The following is a 22,594-nucleotide window of genomic DNA, read 5'->3' as shown; positions in this document are numbered from 1 at the left end:
CAGCACCCGCACACTGCGCTACACTCGAGGGGCGGCCGGCGAAAGCGGGTCGCCCCTCCCGCGTACCGGGTGTTCGATAGGTCCGTTCGAGAGGAATACTGATGCCGGTTCTCGAACTGCGCGAGGTCACGAAGGTGTTCCCGGGTGTGGTGGCTAATGACAGGGTCTCGCTCACACTGGAAGAGCGGGAGATAGTGGCGCTCCTGGGTGAGAACGGGGCCGGCAAGTCCACCCTGATGAACGTCGTCTATGGCCTGCTGTCGGCGGATCACGGCGAGATACTGGTCGACGGACGCCCCGTGAAGATCCGATCATCCAAGCAAGCGATCGATCTCGGCATCGGCATGGTTCATCAACACTTCATGCTCGTCGAGCCGCTCACGGTGACAGAGAACATCGTGCTCGGCAGGGAGCCCGGGCGTCTGGGCATCATCGATATGAACGCGGCGCGCCAGAAGGTGGCGGAGATCTCAGAGCGCTACGGGCTGCGCATCGACCCGGATGCTCGCATCAGCGATCTGGAGGTCGGACTGCAGCAGCGGGTGGAGATCCTGAAGGCGCTCTATCAAGGAGCCCGGGTCCTCATCCTCGATGAGCCGACCGCGGTCCTCACACCGCAGGAGGTCCGTGAGTTGTTCGCCGTCGTGCAATCGCTCGTGGACGAGGGGCTGTCGGTCGTCTTCATCACCCATAAGCTCGAGGAGGTCATGGCCGTCGCGGATCGCATCGTCGTAATGCGTGATGGAGCCGTGGTCGGGGAGGTCCGTCCCTCCGAGACCGATGAGATCGGTCTCGCACGCTTGATGGTCGGCCGGGATGTGGTGCTGCGGATCGACAAGGAGCCCTCGCAGTGCGGCGAGACGGTCCTGGACATCCGTGATCTCGCGGTCAAGAGCGACAGGGGCTTGAGTGCCGTGGCCGGGGTCACCTTCACCGTGTGTGGTGGCGAGATCGTGGCCATCGCGGGGGTCAGCGGGAACGGTCAGACCGAGCTCGTCGAGGCGCTCGTGGGCCTGCGCCGGCCGGAGTCGGGCAGCATCACCCTCAAAGGCAAGGACATCACGCATGCGAGCGCACGATCCTCGATCGAGGTGGGAGTGTCCCACATCCCCGAGGACCGGCATCGGCGCGGCCTGGTGCTTTCGTTCAACCTTGCCGAGAATCTGGTACTGGGCGACCACCGAGTGAAGCCGTACGCCACGCGCGGTGTCATGCACCCGCGTGAGATCACCTCGATGGCAAAGAAGCGCATCGCAGATTACGACATCCGCACTCCATCGGAGAAGGTCATCGCGTCGAGCCTTTCCGGCGGCAACCAGCAGAAGGTGGTCGTCGCACGCGAGATCGGCAGGAACCCCGAGTTGCTCGTCGCGGCGCAGCCGACGCGCGGGCTGGATGTTGGGGCCATCGAGTTCGTGCATCGGCAGATAATCGCCGAGCGCACGGCAGGCAAGGCGGTACTCCTGATCAGCCTGGAGCTCGAAGAGGTTCTCTCCCTTGCCGACCGGATCCTGGTCATGTACGAGGGCCGGATCGTCAAGGAGTTCTCCGCCGATGAAGCGGATGCCGAGACGCTCGGCTACCACATGACGGGCGGCGGCGGCACGAAGCTTGAGGGCGCCGCCGATGTGTCGCCGGCAGGATCGGGGGTGGGCGCATGAGTGAACCGAGAGAGGCTGTGCCTGCTCAACGCGCGTGGATGTCCGCGGTGCAGAAGGTCGGCATGCCGATCATCTCCACCGTGCTCGCAATCGGCGTGGGTTCGCTCATCATCTGGATTGCGGGATACGATCCCGGTGCGGCGTTCGCTGCTCTGTTCAAGGGCGCGTTCGGTGGTCCGAGGCAGACCGGAGAGACGATCCTGCGGTCCACTCCGCTCATCTTGGCCGGTCTGGCGGTAGGGTATGGTTTCCGCGCAGGGCTGTTCAACATCGGCGCCGAAGGGCAGCTGATGATGGGAGGTCTGCTCGCCGCGTGGCTCGGTGTGCAGATGGCCGCGCTTCCCCCGATGGTGACGATTCCCACCCTCATCGTAGCCGCGGCGTTGGCAGGTGCGGCGTGGGCATTCATTCCGGCGATTCTCAAGGCTCGGATCGGGGCGCATGAGGTCATCACCACGATGATGTTCTCGCACATCGCCCGCTACGTCGTCGCGTGGCTGACTGCCGGCCCCATCAAGGCTCCAGGCCAGATACCGCAGACGGTCTCACTGACCGAGTCAGCCCAGATTCCGCGCATCCAGTCGCTGTTTTCGGAGGGTGCTATCGAGGCGTTCCCGTACCTCAACCTCGGTCGCGCCCACCTCGGCGTCCTGATCGCGATCGCCGCGGCGGTCGGGATCTGGCTGGTGCTGCGCTACACCACGCTCGGCTATGAGAACCGCGCTGTCGGCCTGAGTCCGTGGGCGGCGGAGACGGCGGGTATCTCGGTCCAGTGGACAACGGTCAAAGCGCTGTGCATCTCAGGGGCGCTCGCCGGGCTGGCAGGCGGCGTCGAGGTCATGGGACTCCACCACCGGATCTTCGACCAGTTCTCCTCAGGAGTCGGGTTCACCGGCATCGCTGTGGCACTTCTGGCCAAGAATCACCCGCTCGGCATCATCGCTGCAGCACTGCTGTTCGGTGCGTTGTCGGCGGGCAGCGGGACGATGCAACTGGAGGCAGGCGTGTCACAGAAGATCATCCTCATCATCCAGGCGCTGGTGATCTTCTTCGTCGCAGCCGAGGGCATCGTGAACTGGTTCATCCGCAAGCGTCAGAAGGAGGTGGCCAGCGGTGCTGAGTGACATCATCACGCCGGACCTGTTCGCTGCGGCGCTCCGTATGGCGACGCCACTCGCGCTTGCGGCGATCGGCGGCACTATCTGCGAACGCTCCGGTGTCGTGAACATCGCGCTCGAGGGCATCATGCTCATCGGCGCGTTCTTCGGCACCGCAACAGTGCTCGCAACCGGCAGCCCGTGGCTCGGAGTGCTCGTGGCGGTGCTCGCCGGGGTCGGTATCTCTGCGGTGCACGCCCTGGCTTCGGTCAACTTGCGCACGGACCAGGTGGTCTCGGGTACGGCGATCAACCTGTTGGCTCTCGGACTCACCGGGTTCCTCATGGAGCTGTGGTACGGCCATCCCGGCACGACACAGCCCATTCCGACTCTGCAGCCGGTATTCGGCTTCGGCGCGATGGGGGACGGGTTCCTTGGAGAGGTCTGGCGGTGGATCAACGGGGTGTTCCTGTCCCACACCCCGCTCGTCTACCTCGCGGTCATCATCGCAGTCGGGGCGCACTGGGCGATGTATCACACCAGGTGGGGACTGCGTCTTCGTGCACTTGGCGAGCATCCGAGGGCTGTTGATACCGCAGGCGTGAGCGTGGCGCGGGGACGCTGGATGGCCGTGCTCATGAGCGGCGCGCTCGGAGGTCTTGCCGGGGCGAATCTGAGCATCGAGCAGGTTGGCGTCTTCCAGGAGGGGTTTACCAACGGGCGAGGGTTCATCGCGCTGGCCGCGAACATTTTCGGCCGCTGGACGCCGATCGGATCGTACCTCGCATCGCTGCTGTTCGGCTTTGCGGATGCTCTTCAGATCAAGCTTCAGCCGTTCCGCGATGTGATCGACCTGCCCCCCGAGTTCTTCCTGATGGTGCCGTATGTGGTGACAGTCGTCGTTCTCGCAGGTGTCATCGGTCGGGCCGTCGGTCCCGCCCAGGTCGGCGTGCCCTACGAGAAGGGCTAGCGACGTGCTGTTGGACCGTCGCAGAGAGCGCTTCCGCATTACGGGCGCGCTCTTCTGGGCAGCGTCCTGGGGCCTCGGGGCCGCGATCGGTGTCGCGCTCGGCGGGTGGCTTACGCTTGTCGGCGGCTCCGGCGCACCGGGGGTCTCAGGGCTTGACCCCGCTGTGGATCTTGGCCTGCTACCGCTCGGTGCCTTCTGCGCCGTCGCCACCGTCCACCTGTTCGGTCAGCTCGTCGCGGCTGTCGTGCGTGGACGCGCGGTACAGCGCGGCTAGGCCGAGCACGAGAGCGAGCGCGCCGAATGCCAGTGCGTCTGCAGGCAGATCGGGAGACACGCTTCCCCTGACGAGGCTACGAACGGCGTAGGCGGCGGTCGGGATCACGACCGCCGCCCACAGCGGCATTCTGAGTCGCGGCATGAGCCGCACGTTCACTCGCCCGTCTGATCGTTCGGTGCCGAGTAGGCGACCTCCGCCGATGCGGTGGCTTCGGCGAGGCGCTTGGCGCGGCGACGCTTCACGATCATCCAGACCACGAACAGGATGATGAGAGCGGGCACCCAGAGCGGAAGCGTGGCGAGCACAAGCCGGATCACGAACCCGAGAACGCCGGCAGCTCCCTGGATCCCGTCGGTCACGGCATCCTCGAGGCCCCAGTCCTCGCCGTCGGGCCGTACGACCGCCTGCTCCTCGGTGAGTTCGATGGTCACGGTGGCCATGGCGGCCTGACGTTCCAGGTAGGTGACCTGGGCCTGCATGCTCTCGATCTCCTGGCGGACCCTGTTGAGTTCCGCCTCGATCGCCAGCATGTCGGTCACATTCTGTGCGGCGTCGAAGAACGTGCGCAGCCTGACCTCCTGTGCCTGCAGGTTGGCCAGGCGGGCGGTGAGGTCTACGTGCTGCTCGGTCACGTCCTGGGTGTCCTCGGCCTGGTACTTCACGCTGCCGAGGGCCATGGCCCCGGTGACGAACGCATCAAGGGACTCTGCGGGCACCCGAACGGTCATCCAGCCCCGCAGCGCCGCGCCGTCGCCCACGGAGTATCCGTACTCGTCGTAGCGGTACAGCCACTCGTCGGTGTCGGTGGCCACCTGGAGGTCGGTGATCACCGCGCCGTTGGTCTTTGCCAGTCCGCGGAGCGATTCGACCGCATCGGGCGTGCTCTCCACCTCGACGCGCATCGTTTGCGTGCGGATGATCAGGCGATCGGTTTCAGCAGTCGTGCCTTCCGCAGACGTGGTCTGCACGGCCTTGTCCGACTCGGCGTACTCTTCGGAAACGCCGGCATCGGTAGCTGCCATGGGCTCGCTGCCCCCCACGGCACGGCCGACCTCATCAACGGCGGCTTCTTCGCCCGCACAGCCTGCAAGGACGCTGACGAGCAGCAGCGCCGTCAACAGTCCCGCAGCCACCCGTGTTCCTGTCCTGCGCTTCATGACCGGGCTCCTCCTTCCGGGCGGTGCACCTTTGCCGTGAATGCACGAACGCCCTTGTGACCTTTGTCTGACAGGTCAAAGGGCGTTCGGTCGAGACAGTGAGAATGGAGTGGAGCTACTCGCCCTTAAGGGAGGCGATGGTCTCCTCGGCCTTCTTGAGCTTCTTGGCGGCGTAGACGAGGAAGCCTATCGCGAGCGCGACGACCACCCCGAAGACGACCATCACCATGTTGAACATGATGCCGGAAACCTCGTTACCGATGTTGAACCATCCGTACATAGGGGCTGTTCACCTCCATCGGATTCGTGTGCTAGCCGGATTCTACCGTGAGCGCCCTGCACGGGCAACCGCGGCGAGAGACCGGTGCTGTCCCTACTCCATTCCACTGTCAAGGTCCGATTCCTGCCTGTCGTTCCGTATGACGTGCGATCAGGGGGTCTGGGTTCATCAATGACGTACCCGATTCCGGGAACGGCGACGCACGGCCGGTGAGGACCGGCGCGTGATGGTACGCGTCGCACCTCCGAGGGGACCCCGGGGGGTGGGGTAGGCCGCAGTGGAGGAAATGCGCAGAAAGTGTTGCAAAGTGGGATGTAGTGGCATACATTAGGCACAAGCCGGTGCCTGTGGGGCACGCATTGCGGGATGAAGTGGGGAGGGACAGGGATGTTTCTCGGCGAGTACCAGCACACGCTGGACGCCAAGGGGCGCCTGTCGCTGCCTGCGAAGTTCCGCAATCAGCTCTCCGGAAGCTACGTCGTAGTACAGGGCATCGAGAAGTGCCTCTACCTGTTCGATCCGACGGAGTTTGAAGCCTTCCTTGCCAGCCTCGTCAGCCAGATGGACTTTGGCGAGGACCTTCGGATAGCCCGACGTCACTTCGCGGCCCACGCGAAGGATGACGATCTTGATTCTGCAGGGCGCATCAGTATCCCGGTGAAGCTCCGTGAGTGGGCGGGTCTCGAGCGAGATGTGGCCGTCATAGGTAACGGTAATCGCGTCGAGATCTGGGACTCCGGTGCGTGGGAGGCCTATAACAAGGCCGCCGAAGGCCGGATCGAGGAAGTGACGAGCAAGCTCGCCGAACTCGGCATCCTTTAGGGTCCTTGAGAATGGAATACCGGCACACCCCAGTTTTGCTGGCCGAGGTCACGCAGCAGCTGACCTTACACGACGGCTCCATCTTCGTTGACTGTACCTTAGGCGGGGCAGGACACACGGAGCGGATCACGCAGCTTGTAGCACCCACCGGGATCGTGGTGGGAATCGATCAAGATGACGCCGCACTCACCGCAGCAGCAGACACACTACGCCTCGGCCAGCAGGAACTTACCCCCATCGTGCTTCTCAAGGGGAACTTCGGGAATCTCGACGAGGTACTGCTTGAAGCCCGCATCCCGTACGTGGACGCGTTCCTCTTCGATCTCGGCGTCTCATCTCCCCAGCTCGACCATGTCGGCCGCGGCTTCACCTACCAGGAGGATGCTCCGCTCGATATGCGGATGGACTCCTCTACGTCGCAGCCTACCGCGGCTGACATCGTCAATACGTACTCCGAACCCGAGCTCACGCGAATCCTGCGCGAGTACGGTGAGGAACGGTGGGCCTCGCGCATCGCAGCATTCGTCGTAGCCGCGCGAGGCCAACACCGCCTTACCACCACGGGTGAGATCGTCGAGATCGTGAAGGCGGCGATCCCGGCGGCGGCACGCAGGACCGGGGGCCATCCGGCACGGCGCACGTTCCAGGCGCTGCGCATCGAAGTGAACCGGGAGCTCGAGGTCCTCGAACGAGGGCTGCGCGCGGCCGTTCGATGGCTTGCTCCGGGTGGTCGCATCGCGGTCATCAGCTACCACTCTCTTGAGGATGGGATTGTCCGCGACATATTCAGCGAGCTCGCGCAGGGGTGTGTTTGCCCTCCCGACCTGCCGGTCTGCAGGTGCGGGCAGGAGCCGGTACTCCGGATCGTGACCAAGCGGCCGCTCGTTCCGACGGACGACGAGGTGGAACGGAACCCCCGGGCGCGGAGTGCGCGCTTGAGGGTCGCAGAGCGAGTGTAGTGAACCAAGGGGACCCGCCTCAGGGCGGGGAGCGTAGCAGGAAGGAGGCCCACGGGACGTGGGCTCAGCGGCACACAAGATCATGCGCGACGCCCGTCCGGCCCGTGTGGCCCGTCCGGTGTTGCGTCTCGTGCGTGGCGGACGCCGCAAGAGCGCCGCGCGCACAGCGGCCGCTGCCTCGGGCCTGTTTCGCGCAGCCACACTGTGCCTCGCGATCCTGGCGTTGGCTGGCGCTGCCCGGGTGACGTTTGCCGCACAGGCGGCGGAGGCATCGATGGACGCCTGGGAGCTCAAGGCGGAGGTCAAGGCCGAACAACTCGCTGGACGTGCCCTCCAGGCCGACCGCAGCGCGCTCGCTGCTCCCTCGCGCATCGAGGCGGTGGCCTGTCAGACGCTGAACATGGCACGGCCGGCCCAGATCGCATACCTGCAGTTGCCTGGGGAGGACAGCGCCCCTGCGGAGCCGACTGCTCCTGTGGCGGCACCGGACTCCTCCGGCGGCGCTGAGCTGCTCGCCACTCTCATGGATCTGGCAGCGGGAGAGGCCGAGGTCATGCTGGTCGGTGATGTGGGACTCGGCTCGTTCAGATGAGCGCGCCCCGTCGAACAGCGGCGCGCAGGACACCGAGCGCCAGCAGCAAGCGCCCATCGCGTTCAGGGCGCTTTTCGTCGCTTCTGGTGGTTCTCGTTCTTGGGCTGACGATCATCGTGGGCAGGCTCGTCTACATCCAGGCGATCAACGGACCCACGTACGCAGCGGCCGCCGAAGAGCAGCGCACCAGCGACATCGTGCTGAGCCCCCAGAGGGGATTCATCCTCGACCGGGAGGGTGAAGTCCTCGCCGAGACTGTGGAAGCAAGAACCGTGTACGCGGTGCCGTCGTCGATAGTGGACAAGCAAGGCACCGCGAACGCAATCGCCTCCACGCTCGGCGGCGATCCCGCAGTCTATCTCGAGAGGCTCTCACGGGACGCAAGCTTCGTGTACATCGCGCGGAAAGCGGATGTCGGCGAGGCGAAGGTGCTCGCCGATCTGGGCATCGAGGGTCTCGGCTTCATCGAGGACTCGAGGCGGGTGTATCCGAGCAACGAGCTTGCATGTCAGGTGCTCGGCTTCGTCGGCGTGGACGATGAGGGTCTCTCCGGACTCGAGTTGTACTACGACGAACTCCTCGCCGGTGAGGAAGGTAGGCTGATCGCCGAGCGGGACACGCAGGGCCGCCCGATTCCCGGTGGCGTCACCTTCGAGGAGGAGGCCATCGACGGCGAAGACATCATGCTCACGATCGACAAGGACATCCAGTATCAGGCGCAGATCGCACTCACTGAGGCCGTCCAGAAGTGGGGGGCTGCTGCGGGGTCGGTCATCGTGATGGATCCGAGGAACGGAGAGATCCTCGCGATGGCGTCGGTACCGCAGTTCAACCCCAACGACTTCGGCTCATACGGGACGGACAACTACCGCAACCGCCCGATCGTCGACACCTACGAGCCCGGGTCCACCATCAAGTCGTTCACGGCAGCGGCGGTCATGGACACCGGGCTGTTCGCACCCACCAGCATGTTCGAACTGCCCCCGACTATCGAGGTCGGCGGACGGACGATTCATGAGTCACACGACCGCGGGACCGTGAACTGGTCTCTGACAGAGATCGTGACCAACTCATCGAACGTCGGCGCGGTCGTCTTAGGCATGGCGCTCGGCGAGGATGACCTCTACGGCTACTTCTCGCGGTTCGGGATGACGGAGAAGACGGGGGTCGATTATCCGGGCGAGGTCAAAGGCTGGCTTCCGACGACCGATCAGTGGTCGTCCTCGTCCATCGCGACGATCCCGTTCGGCCAGGGCGTGTCGGTGACGCCGCTTCAGCTGTCGCGCGCGCTTGCGGCCATCGCAAACGGGGGTTCGCTCGTGACGCCGCACTTTCTCGCGGAGGTTCCTGAATCGTCCGAGGCGATGGCCGAGTGGCCGGTGACAGACGGTGTGATCACTCCCGAGACCGCTCAGGCGATGCGCATCGTGCTGACTGACGTGGTGAACGAGGGTACAGGCTCGGCGGCCGCGGTTGCCGGCTATCAGGTCGCTGGCAAGACCGGCACCGCGCAGAAGGCGCGCACCGACGGTCGGGCGGGCTACGAGGCGGGCAAGTACGTGGCCTCGTTCTCGGGTTTCATACCTGCCGAGGACCCCCGGGTCCTCATCATCGTGACCCTCGACGAGCCGTCCAATGCGATTTACGGAGGGACCGTGGCCGCGCCGACGTTTTCGAGGATCGCGCAGTTCTGCGTGGAGCATCTGAAGGTCCCGCCAGGCGACCCGGTAACGGGAGTGTCACAGCCCTGATGCCGACGAAGGCGGGCGCGAGGGCGATGGTAGAATGATTCGGCTCTGGAGCGGCAGGAATCGGTGACAGAAGCGAACCTCTTACAACTGCTCGACGGATGCGGTGCGACCGGTCACGACCGGTCGGTCGGCGTCTCAGGCATCGCGTACCGCTCGGACACCGTGCGGCAGGGCGATGCCTTCTTCTGCATTCCCGGCTTCCGCCATGACGGTCATGACTTTGCAGCTGATGCCGTTGCCCGTGGAGCTACGGCGGTCGTGTGCACCCGGGAGCAGTCCCTTGGCGTTCCCGAGTTCGTGGTCCCGGACACGCGCCGGGCACTTGCGGTAGCCTCCGCCCGCTTCTACGGCGAGCCGAGCCGGGCCTTCGATGTCGTGGGCATCACGGGCACCAACGGCAAGACGACCACCACGTACCTGCTGGACAGCATCCTGCGCGCCGATGGTCGGACGACCGGTCTCATCGGCACGGTGGAGACCCGCGTCGGAGGACAGCGACTGCCGTCGGCGCGTACCACACCCGAGTCCGCCGATCTGCAGGCGCTGCTCGCGCGCATGCGCGACGACGGCGTTTCCGGTGTGTCGATGGAGGTGTCGTCTCATGCGATCGACCTGCACCGCGTCGACGGCGTCCACTTCGCCGTAGCGGCATTCACGAACCTCACGCAGGACCATCTGGACTACCACAACACGCTCGAGGAGTACTGGACGGTCAAGCGGCGGCTGTTCACCGAGATGGATGTGGCCGAACGGGTCGTCAACATCGACGATTCCTGTGGTCTCGCGCTCGCCGGAGAAATCTCGTCGTGCTGGACCGTGGGCAGGGATCCACATGCCATGGTCAGAGCCACTGACGAGTCGCCAAGTCCCACCTCCACGTCGTTCACGCTGGTCACACCTGTCGGCGAGGCATGCGTTGCGCTGCCTCTGGCCGGGGCGTTCAACGTGAGCAACGCGCTTGTGGCGGCGGCATCCGCTCTCGCGCTCGGCGTGGATCTCGGCATCGTCGTCGGCGGCCTTGAGCAGGCGCCTCAGGTGCCGGGTCGCCTCGAGCGCATCGACGAGGGACAGCCCTTCTCGGTGCTCGTGGACTATGCGCACACGCCGGACAGCCTCGCGAAGGCGATTCGCGCTGTCCGGGAGGTCACCCCGGGACGCGTGATCACCGTCTTCGGATGCGGAGGGGACCGCGACCCCGACAAGCGCTCGCTGATGGGTTTCGCCGCGGGTGAAGGCTCCGATGAGGTCGTTGTGACGACTGATAACCCGCGGAGCGAGGATCCGGTCGGCATCATCCTCAGCATCGAAGACGGCCTTCGCCGGACTGCCACACAGTACAGTGTGGAGGTGGACCGGCGTGCAGGCATCCGTGCTGCCCTGGAGCACGCACGTGAAGGCGACGCCGTGCTCATTGCCGGGAAGGGCCACGAGGACTATCAGATCTTCGCGGACAGGACCGTTCACTTCGACGATCGCGAAGTGGCGCGCGAGGAGTTGATATCGCTGTGCTGACACTCTCGGTGGAGACACTGCTGGAAGTGACCGGTGGCGAGCTGCTCGAAGGGCCGCGGACCACTATGGTGAACGGGCTGGTGATCGACTCGCGCAGCGTGGAGCCCGGTGCCGCGTTCGTCGCGTTCCCGGGAGAGCATGCAGACGGACACGCATATGTCGCGCAGGCCTTGGCCGGCGGCGCCCGCGCCATCGTGGTGACCCGGGACGACGACGAGGTTCGTGCCGCATTCACCGGCGGCGCACGGGCGGAGACAGTCCTCGTTCGGGTGGACGACCCGCTTGCGGCAGTCGAGGCGCTTGCGCGGCATCACCGGGCTCGGCTGATGTGTCCGGTCGTGGGCGTCACAGGCTCGACCGGCAAGACCACCACGAAGGACTTCCTGCGCAGCGTGCTCGCGACCCGGATGCGGGTCGTAGCGACCGCCGAGAACCGCAACAACGAGCTTGGGGTCCCGCTCACCGTCATGGATGCGGGTGCGGAGACCGAAGTGCTCGTGGTCGAGATGGCCATGCGCGGTCCCGGACAGATCGAGCACCTCTGCTCGATCGCACGACCCACTGCGGGCCTCGTGACCAACGTGGGTGTGAGTCACGTCGAGGTGCTCGGCACCGAGGAGGCTATCGCCTCGGCCAAGGGAGAGCTGGTCCGCGCGATTCCGGACAACGGCCGGGTCTTCCTCAACGGCGACGACGGCTGGACCGATACGCTCGAGACGTTCGCCGCGGCACCGATCACCCGCTACGGCCTCTCGGCAGCTGCCGACGTCCGCGCTGCCGACGTGCAGGTCGCCGAGGACGGGACACCATCGTTCACCCTCGCGATCGCCGAGGAGACCGCCGAGGTCAACTTGCCCGTGCCGGGACGACACAACGTCTACAACGCGCTCGCCGCCGCAGCGGTCGGCGCACACCTGGGTCTGCCGATCGGCGACATCGTGCGCGGACTGCACGCTGCAACGTTCTCGAAGTGGCGGATGGAGGCCTTCCAGAGCGCCGCGGGCCTGACGGTGATCAACGACGCGTACAACGCCAACCCGACCTCGATGCAGGCTGCGATATCGGCGCTCGGCGACGTGCCCACGCGCGGACGTCGCATTGCCGTGCTCGGGGACATGGCCGAACTCGGATCGCTCACGGAGCTCGCGCACTTCCAGCTGGGTGAGGAGATCGCCGGATCGTCGGTCGACGTGCTGGTCACGGTAGGAGAGCGCGGGCGGCGTATCGCCGAGGGCGCGCTCGCGGCGGGTATGGACCCGGAGCGTGTCCGGCCATGCGGTACGGCAGCCGAGGCCTCCGAGGTGCTGGACGATCTTGCCGAGCCCGGTGACACGGTGCTCGTGAAGGCGTCGCGTGTGATGGGACTTGAGCGAGTGGTGGAGGGGATGATCGAGCCTCGTGTTCAACCTTCTGCCTGAGATAGGTCGGTACCCCACCTACCAGATCCTCGTGGCGGCCGTGCTGGCGCTCGTCCTTGCAGGCGTTCTGTTCCCGCTGTGGATCCGCCTGTTGCGGTTCCGGAACATCGGGCAGCAGGTGCGAGCGGACGGCCCCCAGGGGCATCTGGTGAAGCAGGGGACACCAACGATGGGCGGCGTGCTCATCCTGCTCGTGGTCGCGGTCGTCTACCTGAGCCTCGGCGAGATCGGCAGGGACGGGATCATCGCGCTGGTCGCGCTGCTCGGGTGCGGGCTGCTCGGGTTCGTCGACGATTATGCCAAGGTCGTCAAGGAGCGGTCGCTCGGCCTCACGGCGAGGGCGAAGATCATCGGGCAGACGCTCATCGCGTTCGGCATCGGCTTCCTCGCGGTGAATTGGGCGCACGTGAGCCCGCATGTGCTGATCCCGTGGCTCGGCGACGTGGACCTGGGTGTGATCACCTCTACGTTCGAGGTCGGACGGTTCAGCCTCGAATTCCCGTGGCTGTACCTGGCGTTCGTGGCGTTCATGGTGATCTCGTTCTCGAACACCGTGAACCTCACCGACGGCCTCGACGGTCTGGCGGCCGGCACCATCATGATCGTCATGCTGGTATTCGCCGCGATCGCCTTTGCCCAGGACAACCTGGAGCTGGCGATCTTCGCCGCCACCGTCGCCGGCGCGTGCCTCGGCTTCCTCTGGTACAACAGCTTTCCGGCCGACATCTTCATGGGAGACACCGGGTCTCTCGGGCTGGGAGCCGTCATCGCCACGCTGGCGGTGGTCACCAAGACGGAACTCCTCTCGCCCCTGCTCGGCGGCATCTATGTGGCCGAGGGGCTGTCGGTGCTGTTGCAGGTCGCGTCCTTCAAGCTCACCGGCAAACGGATCCTGCGGATGGCGCCTCTGCATCACCACTATGAGATGAAGGGCTGGAGCGAGACGAAGGTGATGGTCCGCTTCTGGATCGTGACCGGCATTCTTGCCGGTGCCGGATTCGCGCTGTGGTTCGTGACGAAGGCGGGCGTCTAGGATGCGGGACTGGACCGGACACCTCCTGGTACTGGGTCTTGGCAGGTCCGGTGAAGCCGCGGCATCGTGGGCGCTGGATCGTGCACGCGCGGGCGCGGACGTGCGGGTGACCGTGGTTGATTCGGGCGCAGGAGACGTTCTCGAGGCTCGCGCGGAATGCCTTCGCAGCGCGGGGGCGGAGGTCAGTCTCGGATCGTGCGATCTGCCGCCAGCCGATTTGATCGTTGCGTCTCCGGGCATCAAGCCACAGTCCGACCTCATGTGCGCTGGCCGCGCGCACGGAGCGCCCATGATCTCCGAGCTTGAGCTGGCGTACCGGGTCTCCGTGGCCCCCTGGGTGGCGATCACGGGAACCAACGGCAAAACCACGACGACCTCACTCGTGACGCACCTGTTGCGCGAAGCCGGCATCGCCGCCGAGCCCGCGGGCAACATCGGTCCTGCCGCGGTCGCGGTCGCCTGCGAGATCGGCGAAGCGGGCGTGATCGTGGCCGAGGTCTCCAGCTTCCAGCTGACGCTTGCGGACACGTTCCATCCGCGTGTGGCCGCGCTGCTGAACATCACCCCGGATCACCTTGACTATCACGGGTCGATGGAGGCGTACGCCGCCGAGAAGGCTAAAGTGTTCGCACACCAGGTGGCTGGCGACGTGGCCGTGATCGATATCGACGATCCGGGGTCGGCATCGTACGCGGAGACTGCGGGCGGGCGGGGCGCAACGGTCTGCCGGGTGAGCCGCCTTTCGACGCCTGCCGCGGGAGCATACCTGCACGGTGACATGCTCATCCTCGAGGAACTCGGCGAAGGGCATCCGCTCGCCTCTGTCGAGGACCTCGGCATCAAGGGCGATCACAACGTGAGCAACGCGCTGGCCGCGGCGGCGTGTGCGCGCGCTGCAGGGGCCGACCTGGACTCGATCCGTCGTGGTCTCGTGTCCTTCCAGCCGATCGAGCATCGCCTGGAACCGGCTGGCGTCATCGGCGGCGCAGAGTACTTCAACGACTCCAAGGCCACCAATCCGGACGCGGTGATGAAGGCCCTCACCGCTTTCGGGGAGCGCTCGCTGATCGTGCTTCTCGGGGGGCGCAACAAGGGGATCGACATGCGCGTGCTGGCCGAGCGGGTCTCGGCGCGGGCGAGGGGCGTGGTGCTGTTCGGCGAGGCGCGGGAGGAGCTCGAACGGGCCTTCGAGGGCCTCACCATCGAGAAGCGGTCGGTCGGGAGCATGGCCGATGCGATCGACGCGGCCCGCGAGATGGCTGCGCCCGGCGAGGTCGTCGTGCTCTCACCGGGGTGCACGTCCTTCGATGAGTTCTCGGGTTACGAGGAGCGCGGCAGACGCTTCAAAGCGCTTGTCGCTGCAGCCGGGGCAGGTGAGGATTCCGATGCCGCGCAAGCCTAGACTCACGCCGATGGCGTACGTGCTTCTCGGGGTCACCTGCTTCCTCGTCGTAGGTGGGGCGCTGATGGTCTACTCGGCTTCGTCGGTGGCGGACTATGCCGACCCGGCTATCGCCGACAGTGCGTATCACCTGAAGAAGCAGCTGCTCTTCGCCGGCATCGGCGCTGTTGCGCTCTACCTGGGGTCGTTGTGGGACTTCCGCGCAGGCAAGCGTGGCTCCATGGACATCAGGCGTCCCGAGGTCGTGGCCTGGGGTCTGTGGGGCGTCTCGCTGCTCGGCCTGATCGTCGTCGAGGCCATAGGCGTTGGGAAGTGGGGCGCGACGCGGTCCATCGACCTCGGCTTCGCGTACGTGCAGCCCTCGGAGTACGCCAAGCTCGGGTGCCTCGCGGTGATCGCGGTGCTTCTCGTGGCGTGGCGCAAGGGACACATCGACGACCGTACGCTGCTCATCCGCATGGCGACGGTGCTCGGCCCGGTCGTGCTGCTCATCATGTTGCAGCCCGACATGGGCACGACTGTGTCGCTCCTGCTTGGCGTGGTGGTGCTGCTCTGGCTCGGCGGGGTCAAAGGACGCTGGTTCGGGCTCATGGCAGCCATCGGCATCCCTTCGGCGGCGTTGCTTGTGCTCGTAGCGGGCTATCGCGTGGACCGCGTTACGGCGTTCCTGGACCCGTGGGCCGATCCGCAGAAGGGCGGCTATCAGATCATCCAATCGTTGTACGCGTTCGGATCGGGCAGCTTCTTCGGTGTGGGGCTCGGCCTGTCGAGGCAGAAGTTCTTCTATCTTCCTGCTGCCCACACCGACTTCATCTTCGCCGTCATCGGCGAGGAGCTGGGCCTTGCCGGAACGCTCGCCGTGGTGGTGGCCTTCGGCCTCTTCGCGTACGCCGGGTTCCGGATCGCGCTCGACTGCAAGGACCTCTTCGGCCGTCTGATCGCGGGCGGTCTGACCGCCATGATCGTCGTGCAGGCGGTCATGAACATGGCGGCTGTGACCGGACTGATGCCCATCACCGGCATCCCGCTGCCGTTCGTGAGCGCCGGCGGGTCGTCGCTCACGCTGACTCTCGCGTGCGTCGGCCTCATACTGGCTGTAGCCCGGAGTAACTCGGGGACGCGCATGCGACTGGTGCGACCGACCAAGACCAGGGGGTCAGAACGTGCGAGTACTGCTGAGTGGCGGCGGCACGGCGGGGCATATCTACCCGGCGCTGACCGTGGCCGGCCGGCTGGTGGCCGACGGGCATGAGGTCCTGTTCGTGGGGACGCCCGACGGCCTGGAGTCACGACTGGTGCCCGAGGCCGGGATCGAGTTCGTTGGAGTGCCGGCGAAGGGCTTCGACCGCGGCAACCCGCTGACCATCATCTCGTCGACCGCCTTGATCGCGACGTCGATCGGCAGTGCGGCGCGGGCGATCCGCACCTTCGGCCCTGACGTCGTTCTTGGCGTCGGCGGCTACGTCTCGCTTCCGGTCGGACTCGCTGCAGTGCTCAAGCGCGTGCCGCTCGTGTTGCACGAGCAGAACTCGGTACCGGGACTCGCGAACCGCGTTCTGTCACGTTGGGCGCGGGCAGTGGGCGTCACGTACGAAGAGTCGCTGCAGCACCTGGCTCATCCCGAGCGCGGCGTGGTGACGGGCAACCCCGTGCGCGAGGCTGTGCTGGGCGCGGACAGGCTCCGCGGCAGGGCCGCATTCGACCTGGATGCCGAGGCCACCGTGCTGCTGGTATTCGGCGGGAGCAGAGGCGCCCGCCACATCAATGACACGTTCGTCGGCCTGGCGCCCCAACTGATGGGGGAGCCGTCGTTGCAGGTGCTCCACTCGGCAGGTAGGATTGAGGCCGCTTCGGTGGCGTCGCGCGTTGCAGACGCGCTCGGCCGTGACCAGCGCCGTTACAGGGTCGTCGACTACATCGATGCCATGGGCGACGCGATCGCGGCGGCTGATGTCGTCATCTCGCGCGCAGGCGCTACATCGATCGCCGAGATCACGGCGATCGGGCGCGCAGCGGTCCTCGTGCCGTATCCGTACGCGACGGACGATCACCAGACGCTGAATGCGCGTGCTGTTGCCGAAGCGGGTGGTGCCGAACTCGTGCCCGACGATGAGCTGGGAAGCGAGCGGTTCCGAGAGGTTGTGCTTGGAATCGTACAGGACGCCGGGCGGCGCAGCGCAATGGCGGCGGCATCGGCAGCACTCGGCCGGCGTGATGCGACGGAGCGAGTCGTCGCTCTGCTGGACGGGTAGTCACACAAGTGAGAGGAGCTGCGGTGGAACCCACCGCGTACGCGCATTTCATCGGCATCGGCGGGGCGGGCGTGAGCGGACTTGCCCGCGTCTTGCATGACCGTGGGCTCGTGGTGACCGGCTCGGACCTCAAGGCTTCCCGCTATGCGACTGCGCTGCAGGAGGCCGGCGTGAAGGTGATGATAGGTCATCGCGCCGAGAACCTGGGCGACCCGGAAGTGGTCGTGGTCTCCTCGGCGATCCCCGAGAGCAATCCGGAACTTGCGGCAGCGCGGCAGCGCGGCATACCCGTGTGGCCTCGCGCAAGGATGCTCGCGCACCTGGCGGGCGATGATGTCGCGCTTACCGTCGCCGGTACGCATGGCAAGACCACCACGAGCTCGATGCTGGCGATGGCGCTCGACTCCATCGGACTGGACCCGACGTTCCTCATCGGCGGCGAGCTGAACGACATGGGCGCCAACGCACGCTGCGGAAGCGGCGGCTACTACGTCGTGGAGGCCGACGAGAGCGACGGCTCGTTCCTGTACATGAGTCCGAAGGTGTCACTCATCACGAACATGGAAGCCGATCACCTGGACCACTACGGCTCGTTCGAGGCGATCGTCGACACGTTCGCCGAGTTCATCAGCCGCACGGCAGCAGACGGCGTCGTGATAGCGTGTGCGGACGATGAGCGCCTTGCCGAACTCGCGCGCACGCACTCGCCCGCACGAGTGTTGACGTACGGTCTCTCCGAGGTCGCCGATGTTCGGTGCGAGAACCTCGAGCGCGACGGTCGGGGTCATCGTTTCTCGGTGACATTCCCCGATGGGTCGGGTGTCCCGGTGCGCATAGCCGTGCCCGGACGACACATGGTCGTGAATGCGACTGGCGTGCTTGCGGCCGCGTGGTCGCTTGGACTCGACGTGGCGGGCGCCGCGGAGGCTCTCGGTCGCTTCAGCGGCGTCCGGCGACGCTTCGACCGTGTGGGGGAGGTCGGAGGCGTGAGCGTCGTGGACGACTACGCGCATCATCCGACCGAAGTGCGGGCGACTCTCGCCGGCGCGCGTGAGGCCGGATACGAGCGGATCTGGGTGGTCTTCCAGCCACATCGGTATTCGCGCACGGAGGTGCTGGGGGCCGACTTCGGGTCGGCGTTCGGCGATGCCGACCGCGTGGTGCTTATGGACGTGTACAGCGCCGGTGAGACGCCGATTCCCGGCGTGTCCGGCAAGACGGTGCTCGACGCGCTTCTGCTTGTCGATTCGCGAGCACAGGCGGCGTACTTCCCGCATCGGGCAGACATCGAGGAGTACGTGGTGTCGCGGACCCGCCCGGGCGACCTGGTCATGACGATGGGCGCGGGTGACGTCACGACCATCGGTCCGGAGATCGTTCGGGCACTGGATGCACGTGCCGGAGTGACGCCGTGAGTCTGACCGAGACATACGGGTTGCTGCGGGAGCGGCTCTCCGGCGACGTCCGGGCGAACGAGCCGATGGCGCGGCACACGACGTTTCGGATCGGCGGTCCTGCGGACCTCCTGGTGACGTGCGACACGCTCTCCGACCTGTCGGAGGCGCTCGACATCTGCGGTGCGGCCGACGTGCCCTGGACGGTGGTTGGCAAGGGGTCGAATCTGCTTGTCGCCGACGAGGGCTACCGGGGCGCGGCGATCGTCCTCGGTAAGGAGTTCAAGGCGCACTCCGTCGACGGCGCCGAGATCAAAGCGGGCGCGGCGTGCATCCTTGCCTACGTCGTGCGCGATGCGTTCTCAAAGGCGCTCGCCGGCATCGAGTTCGCGGTAGGCATCCCGGGGACCGTAGGCGGCGCGTTGGCGATGAATGCGGGCACTCGTGGCGTGTGGATGCAGTCGATCGTGGAGTCGGTGACACTCTACGTGCCGGGGAAGGGCCTGGACCGGCTGAGAGGCGCGGAGGTCGCGTGGGGGTACCGGACGAGCGGGCTGCAGGCGCGCGGGGTGATCGTCGAGACCGTGCTGCAGCTCGAACAGGCCGAGAAGAACCGCATCCGTCACGAGATGGAGCGGAGTCTCGACCGCCGCAAGGCCACGCAGCCCCTTGGGGTCCCCAGCGCGGGCAGTGTGTTCCGCAACCCCGAGGGCGATTCGGCCGGGCGGCTCATCGAGGCGGCGGGGCTGAAGGGCACCCGCCTCGGCGGCGCGCGGGTGTCGGAGCTTCACGCGAACTTCATTGTGAACGAGGGCGGAGCGACGGCATCTGATGTCGTGGGTCTCATCCAGAAGATACAGATGACAGTCAAGGACATGTATGGCATCGAGCTCACACCGGAAATCAGGCTCCTCGGCTCGTTCGTCCCAGCGTAAGACGGTCCACGTCGGTCACGGGACGAACAGCCGCAAGGCATCCGCACATCCGCACGCCTCTATGGACGGCAGCGCTCGGGAGCCTGCGACAGAATCTGGCCGCAGGTCGCCGCGCACGACCGGCGCCGAGCCGAAGACGTCGCGCCCAGGACCCGGCAAGCCTGAGCGGAAGAACGCACGAGTGCCGAGCCCTAAACAGCTGGAGCGTCGGCAGAAGCGAGCGGAGCAGAGGCGCACACTCATGGTGCGCGCCGCCCTGGTTGTCGCTGCTGTTGCTGGCGTGTTGGTGCTCTGGGTGGCGGTCTCAGGCTCTCAGCTCTTCGAGATCGAGCGCGTGGATGTCGTCGGCGTCTCGTCAATCTCGTCGGAGGCTGTTATAGCGCGCGCTGCTCTCGGGGAAGGAGAGACGCTCCTCCGAGTGGACGGCGATGCGATCGCGGCCCGGCTCCTTGAGGACCCGTGGATCAAAGAGGCGTCCGTGCAAAGACGGCCTCCTTCGACGCTCCGGATCGAGATCACGGAGCGGGTACCCGCCGCGGTTGTGGACACCGGCGTTTCATTCTGGTTCGTGGAGAGCCAGGGGCGTGTGCTGACGGAGTCCGTGCCGAGCAGCGCCACTGTCGTCCCGGTGATACGCGACATCCCGGACTTCGTTGCGGAGCCGGGCGTGACGAGCGAGTCGGCCACACTTCTGAACGCCCTCGACGTGCTGTCCGGTCTCTCGGAGGAACTGCGCTCGACAGTCCGATCGATCACGGCGCCATCGATAGACAAGACGACGCTTCTCACCACGACGGGCGTGGAGATCATGGTGGGCGAGGCAGTGAACATGAAGGAGAAGTCCGTCATCGTGGGCGACATCCTTGCTGCCGAAGGCGATCGCGTGGTGTTCATCGACGTGCGGTCCATCGAGAGGCCGATCTCGCGGAAGCTTGGCGACTGAGCTGCCGACAGAGTCACGACCAGCGCCATGCATGGTGTCGTGCGAATTGGCGTTGCAAACCCCTTGCAATTAGTATAAGGTTCGTGTGAAGATTGACCTTTGCCCAAGCACAGTAGACATCAAGTAGAGGTTGAGACTACATTACAAACGGGCAGCTCAGGAGGCGTGCGATGCTGGAAACTGGAGCTAACTACCTCGCAGTCATCAAGGTGGTGGGCGTGGGGGGCGGCGGCACGAACGCTGTCAATCGCATGGTAGAGGCGGGTGTGAAGGGTGTGGAGTTCATCGCGGTGAACACCGATGCCCAGGCGCTTCTGATGTCGGATGCCGACTACAAGGTGCATATCGGCGTAGGACTCACGAAGGGTCTCGGGGCGGGCGCCGACCCCGACGTCGGTTTCCAGGCGGCGGAGGAGAACAAGGCCGAGATCAAGGAGGCGCTCCAGGGCGCTGACATGGTCTTCATCACGGCAGGCCAGGGCGGCGGCACCGGCACAGGTGCTGCACCGGTCATCGCGGAGATCGCCAAGGAAGAGATCGGGGCACTCACGGTCGCGGTTGTCACGCGGCCGTTCGCGTTCGAGGGGCGCAAGCGCGCCATTCAGGCCGAGGAAGGCATCAAGCGCCTGAAGGAGCACGTTGATACGCTCATCATCATCCCGAACGACCGTCTGCTGCAGGTTGCCGAGAAGAAGACGTCCATTCTGGACGCGTTCCGCATCGCCGACGATGTGCTGCGCCAGGGCTGCCAGGGCATCACGGACCTCATCACCGTACCGGGCCTCATCAACCTGGACTTCGCCGACGTGCGCACGATCATGAAGGACGCCGGAACCGCGCTCATGGGCATCGGCGTTGCCACCGGCGACAACCGGGCGCACGAAGCCGCGAAGGCCGCGATCGCAAGTCCGCTGCTCGAATCCAGCATCGAGGGCGCCAACGGCGTTCTGCTCTCCATCTCCGGCGGTAGCGATCTTGGTCTGTTCGAGGTCAACGAGGCCGCGGAGGTCGTACAGGCGGCCGCCCACCCGGATGCGAACATCATCTTCGGAGCGGTCATCGATGACTCCATGATGGATCAGATCCGGGTCACCGTGATCGCCACAGGCTTCGGCGGGAAGCGGCGCCAGGAGACTATCGAGTTCGAGACGACGGATGCCGAGGACGAGGGTCCGCGGATCCCGACCTTTGACATGCCGGCCAGTGTGGCCGAGGACGATCTGGACATCCCCGCGTTTCTGAAGCGCCGCAACATGTAGGTACCGCGAGCAAGCGGCACCACGCCGCTTAGAGATATGCTGCCGTGTGACGAGTCAGGGAGCTCGTCACACGGCAGCAGTGCGTCGTGGGTGCAAGGGTCGCGGCAGGCTAGGAGCGGTTCTCGAGCGAGTAACAGAAGGCCCGCTGCGTGCTGCAGCGGGCCTTCTTCGTGACGTGCAGTGCGTGCCTAACCGATCGGCGGCGCGGGTGGTGCCGGAGGAGCCGGCGGTGCGGGTGGCGAGTACGGTGCCACCGGGGGAGCCGAGGGCATCTGAGGCGGAGCCATAGGCGGAGCCGCTGCCGGCTGGTAGCCGCCAGGACCTGCCATTGGAGGCTGGCCTCCCTTGCCGCGCTTGATCTTCTTGTAGACCATGAAGTAGTAGACGATGGCCGCAATGAGTGCTGCGCCCAGTATCCACGAGGCGAACATGATGATCATCCAGGTGGTCTTGCTGTTGCCCGTGGAGTTCGGGAATTCGTGCTCCTGGCGGGCGAACACATCGATGATCATCCAGACCCAGAACACCAGGCTGAGCAGGCCGAACACGCCAAGGCAGCCGTAGACTGCGCACACCACACCGGCGGCAGCCTCACTGCCGGCGTCGTACGAGTAGTCGTAGGTGTAGTCCTGTGCCCAGGCGGGTACGGCCCACAAAAGACTCATGGCGCCGGTGGCGAGGGCGGTGGTAAACGAGAATGACCGCTTCATTACGCGTCACCCCCCTTCGGTGAGCAGCCATATGGCATCATCTGAGCAACGGGTCCCCATCAGACCGCTGCTGTTCATCGAGTGTGACGTATGCGGCGCTGGTTGACTAGCGGTGCACGGCAGCTTGCGTCCAGCGGGGGCTTCGGGCGGTATGAGCGGACGTTCGCTGA

Annotated in this window: 21 protein-coding genes; 17 read left to right on the top strand and 4 right to left on the bottom strand. The window is 65.8% G+C overall.

Going from position 1 to position 22,594, the window contains the following annotated elements:
• Window positions 1-101 precede the first annotated feature (101 nt).
• Genes Q7W51_09265 through Q7W51_09255 form a run of 3 tightly spaced genes read left to right on the top strand, consistent with a single transcriptional unit; the run spans window position 102 to window position 3,728 of the window.
• Window positions 102-1,661, top strand: coding sequence for an ABC transporter ATP-binding protein (locus Q7W51_09265; protein MDO8848559.1), 1,560 nt, complete (start codon window positions 102-104; stop codon window positions 1,659-1,661).
• Window positions 1,658-2,785 carry an ABC transporter permease gene (locus Q7W51_09260; protein ID MDO8848558.1) on the top strand — a complete coding sequence of 376 codons (1,128 nt, stop codon included), beginning with the start codon at window positions 1,658-1,660 and terminating at the stop codon, window positions 2,783-2,785. The genes Q7W51_09265 and Q7W51_09260 overlap by 4 nt, the downstream gene beginning before the upstream one ends.
• A complete protein-coding gene (locus tag Q7W51_09255; protein MDO8848557.1) occupies window positions 2,775-3,728 on the top strand; it encodes an ABC transporter permease in 954 nt (317 codons plus the stop codon). The genes Q7W51_09260 and Q7W51_09255 overlap by 11 nt, the downstream gene beginning before the upstream one ends.
• Window positions 3,729-3,906: 178 nt before the next feature.
• Here Q7W51_09255 and Q7W51_09250 read toward each other — a convergent pair whose 3' ends face one another.
• The 3 genes from Q7W51_09250 to Q7W51_09240 form a co-directional block, all read right to left on the bottom strand.
• Window positions 3,907-4,146 carry a hypothetical protein gene (locus Q7W51_09250; GenBank protein MDO8848556.1) on the bottom strand — a complete coding sequence of 80 codons (240 nt, stop codon included), beginning with the start codon at window positions 4,144-4,146 and terminating at the stop codon, window positions 3,907-3,909.
• An 11-nt stretch (window positions 4,147-4,157) separates the two neighbouring features.
• Window positions 4,158-5,162 carry a DUF4349 domain-containing protein gene (locus tag Q7W51_09245; protein MDO8848555.1) on the bottom strand — a complete coding sequence of 335 codons (1,005 nt, stop codon included), beginning with the start codon at window positions 5,160-5,162 and terminating at the stop codon, window positions 4,158-4,160.
• A 115-nt stretch (window positions 5,163-5,277) separates the two neighbouring features.
• Window positions 5,278-5,442, bottom strand: a complete 165-nt coding sequence (locus Q7W51_09240) for a hypothetical protein (protein ID MDO8848554.1) — start codon at window positions 5,440-5,442, stop codon at window positions 5,278-5,280.
• Between the two features lie 387 nt (window positions 5,443-5,829).
• On the opposite strand from Q7W51_09240, the gene mraZ reads away from it, so the two are divergent.
• From mraZ to ftsZ, 14 genes are all read left to right on the top strand, one after another.
• Window positions 5,830-6,264 (top strand): division/cell wall cluster transcriptional repressor MraZ, encoded by a 435-nt coding sequence (gene mraZ, locus Q7W51_09235; GenBank protein ID MDO8848553.1) that lies wholly within the window; start codon window positions 5,830-5,832, stop codon window positions 6,262-6,264.
• An 11-nt stretch (window positions 6,265-6,275) separates the two neighbouring features.
• Window positions 6,276-7,223, top strand: a complete 948-nt coding sequence (gene rsmH, locus Q7W51_09230) for a 16S rRNA (cytosine(1402)-N(4))-methyltransferase RsmH (protein ID MDO8848552.1) — start codon at window positions 6,276-6,278, stop codon at window positions 7,221-7,223.
• 58 nt (window positions 7,224-7,281) lie between these two features.
• The gene (locus Q7W51_09225) at window positions 7,282-7,815 is read left to right on the top strand and encodes a cell division protein FtsL (GenBank protein MDO8848551.1); all 534 of its coding nucleotides are present in this window, start codon (window positions 7,282-7,284) and stop codon (window positions 7,813-7,815) included.
• Window positions 7,816-7,901: 86 nt separating this feature from the next.
• Window positions 7,902-9,566, top strand: a complete 1,665-nt coding sequence (locus Q7W51_09220; protein ID MDO8848550.1) for a penicillin-binding protein 2 — start codon at window positions 7,902-7,904, stop codon at window positions 9,564-9,566.
• Between the two features lie 63 nt (window positions 9,567-9,629).
• Window positions 9,630-11,078 (top strand): UDP-N-acetylmuramoyl-L-alanyl-D-glutamate--2,6-diaminopimelate ligase, encoded by a 1,449-nt coding sequence (locus tag Q7W51_09215; protein MDO8848549.1) that lies wholly within the window; start codon window positions 9,630-9,632, stop codon window positions 11,076-11,078.
• Window positions 11,072-12,496, top strand: a complete 1,425-nt coding sequence (murF, locus tag Q7W51_09210) for a UDP-N-acetylmuramoyl-tripeptide--D-alanyl-D-alanine ligase (protein ID MDO8848548.1) — start codon at window positions 11,072-11,074, stop codon at window positions 12,494-12,496. The genes Q7W51_09215 and murF overlap by 7 nt, the downstream gene beginning before the upstream one ends.
• The gene (mraY, locus tag Q7W51_09205) at window positions 12,477-13,529 is read left to right on the top strand and encodes a phospho-N-acetylmuramoyl-pentapeptide-transferase (GenBank protein ID MDO8848547.1); all 1,053 of its coding nucleotides are present in this window, start codon (window positions 12,477-12,479) and stop codon (window positions 13,527-13,529) included. The genes murF and mraY overlap by 20 nt, the downstream gene beginning before the upstream one ends.
• Window position 13,530: 1 nt before the next feature.
• On the top strand, window positions 13,531-14,931 hold the full coding sequence (murD, locus tag Q7W51_09200) for a UDP-N-acetylmuramoyl-L-alanine--D-glutamate ligase (protein MDO8848546.1): 1,401 nt from the start codon (window positions 13,531-13,533) through the stop codon (window positions 14,929-14,931).
• On the top strand, window positions 14,915-16,183 hold the full coding sequence (locus Q7W51_09195; GenBank protein ID MDO8848545.1) for a putative peptidoglycan glycosyltransferase FtsW: 1,269 nt from the start codon (window positions 14,915-14,917) through the stop codon (window positions 16,181-16,183). Before murD ends, Q7W51_09195 begins: the two co-directional genes overlap by 17 nt.
• Window positions 16,095-17,183: an undecaprenyldiphospho-muramoylpentapeptide beta-N-acetylglucosaminyltransferase gene (murG, locus tag Q7W51_09190; protein MDO8848544.1), complete on the top strand. Its 1,089-nt coding sequence runs from the start codon at window positions 16,095-16,097 to the stop codon at window positions 17,181-17,183. Before Q7W51_09195 ends, murG begins: the two co-directional genes overlap by 89 nt.
• A 23-nt stretch (window positions 17,184-17,206) precedes the next feature.
• Complete coding sequence (gene murC / locus Q7W51_09185) at window positions 17,207-18,598, top strand: UDP-N-acetylmuramate--L-alanine ligase (protein ID MDO8848543.1); 1,392 nt, start codon at window positions 17,207-17,209, stop codon at window positions 18,596-18,598.
• The gene (gene murB / locus Q7W51_09180; protein MDO8848542.1) at window positions 18,595-19,512 is read left to right on the top strand and encodes a UDP-N-acetylmuramate dehydrogenase; all 918 of its coding nucleotides are present in this window, start codon (window positions 18,595-18,597) and stop codon (window positions 19,510-19,512) included. The genes murC and murB overlap by 4 nt, the downstream gene beginning before the upstream one ends.
• Before the next feature lie 241 nt (window positions 19,513-19,753).
• The gene (locus Q7W51_09175; protein MDO8848541.1) at window positions 19,754-20,455 is read left to right on the top strand and encodes an FtsQ-type POTRA domain-containing protein; all 702 of its coding nucleotides are present in this window, start codon (window positions 19,754-19,756) and stop codon (window positions 20,453-20,455) included.
• A gap of 170 nt (window positions 20,456-20,625) precedes the next feature.
• A complete protein-coding gene (gene ftsZ, locus Q7W51_09170; protein ID MDO8848540.1) occupies window positions 20,626-21,714 on the top strand; it encodes a cell division protein FtsZ in 1,089 nt (362 codons plus the stop codon).
• A 188-nt stretch (window positions 21,715-21,902) separates the two neighbouring features.
• Here the strand turns inward: ftsZ and Q7W51_09165 are convergent, their stop codons facing one another.
• Window positions 21,903-22,424 (bottom strand): hypothetical protein, encoded by a 522-nt coding sequence (locus Q7W51_09165; protein MDO8848539.1) that lies wholly within the window; start codon window positions 22,422-22,424, stop codon window positions 21,903-21,905.
• Between the last annotated feature and the right edge of the window lie 170 nt (window positions 22,425-22,594).

The organism is Coriobacteriia bacterium (genome assembly GCA_030652115.1).
Taxonomy (GTDB): Bacteria; Actinomycetota; Coriobacteriia; order Anaerosomatales; family Anaerosomataceae; genus UBA6100.
This window is presented reverse-complemented; position numbering and strand designations above follow the sequence as displayed.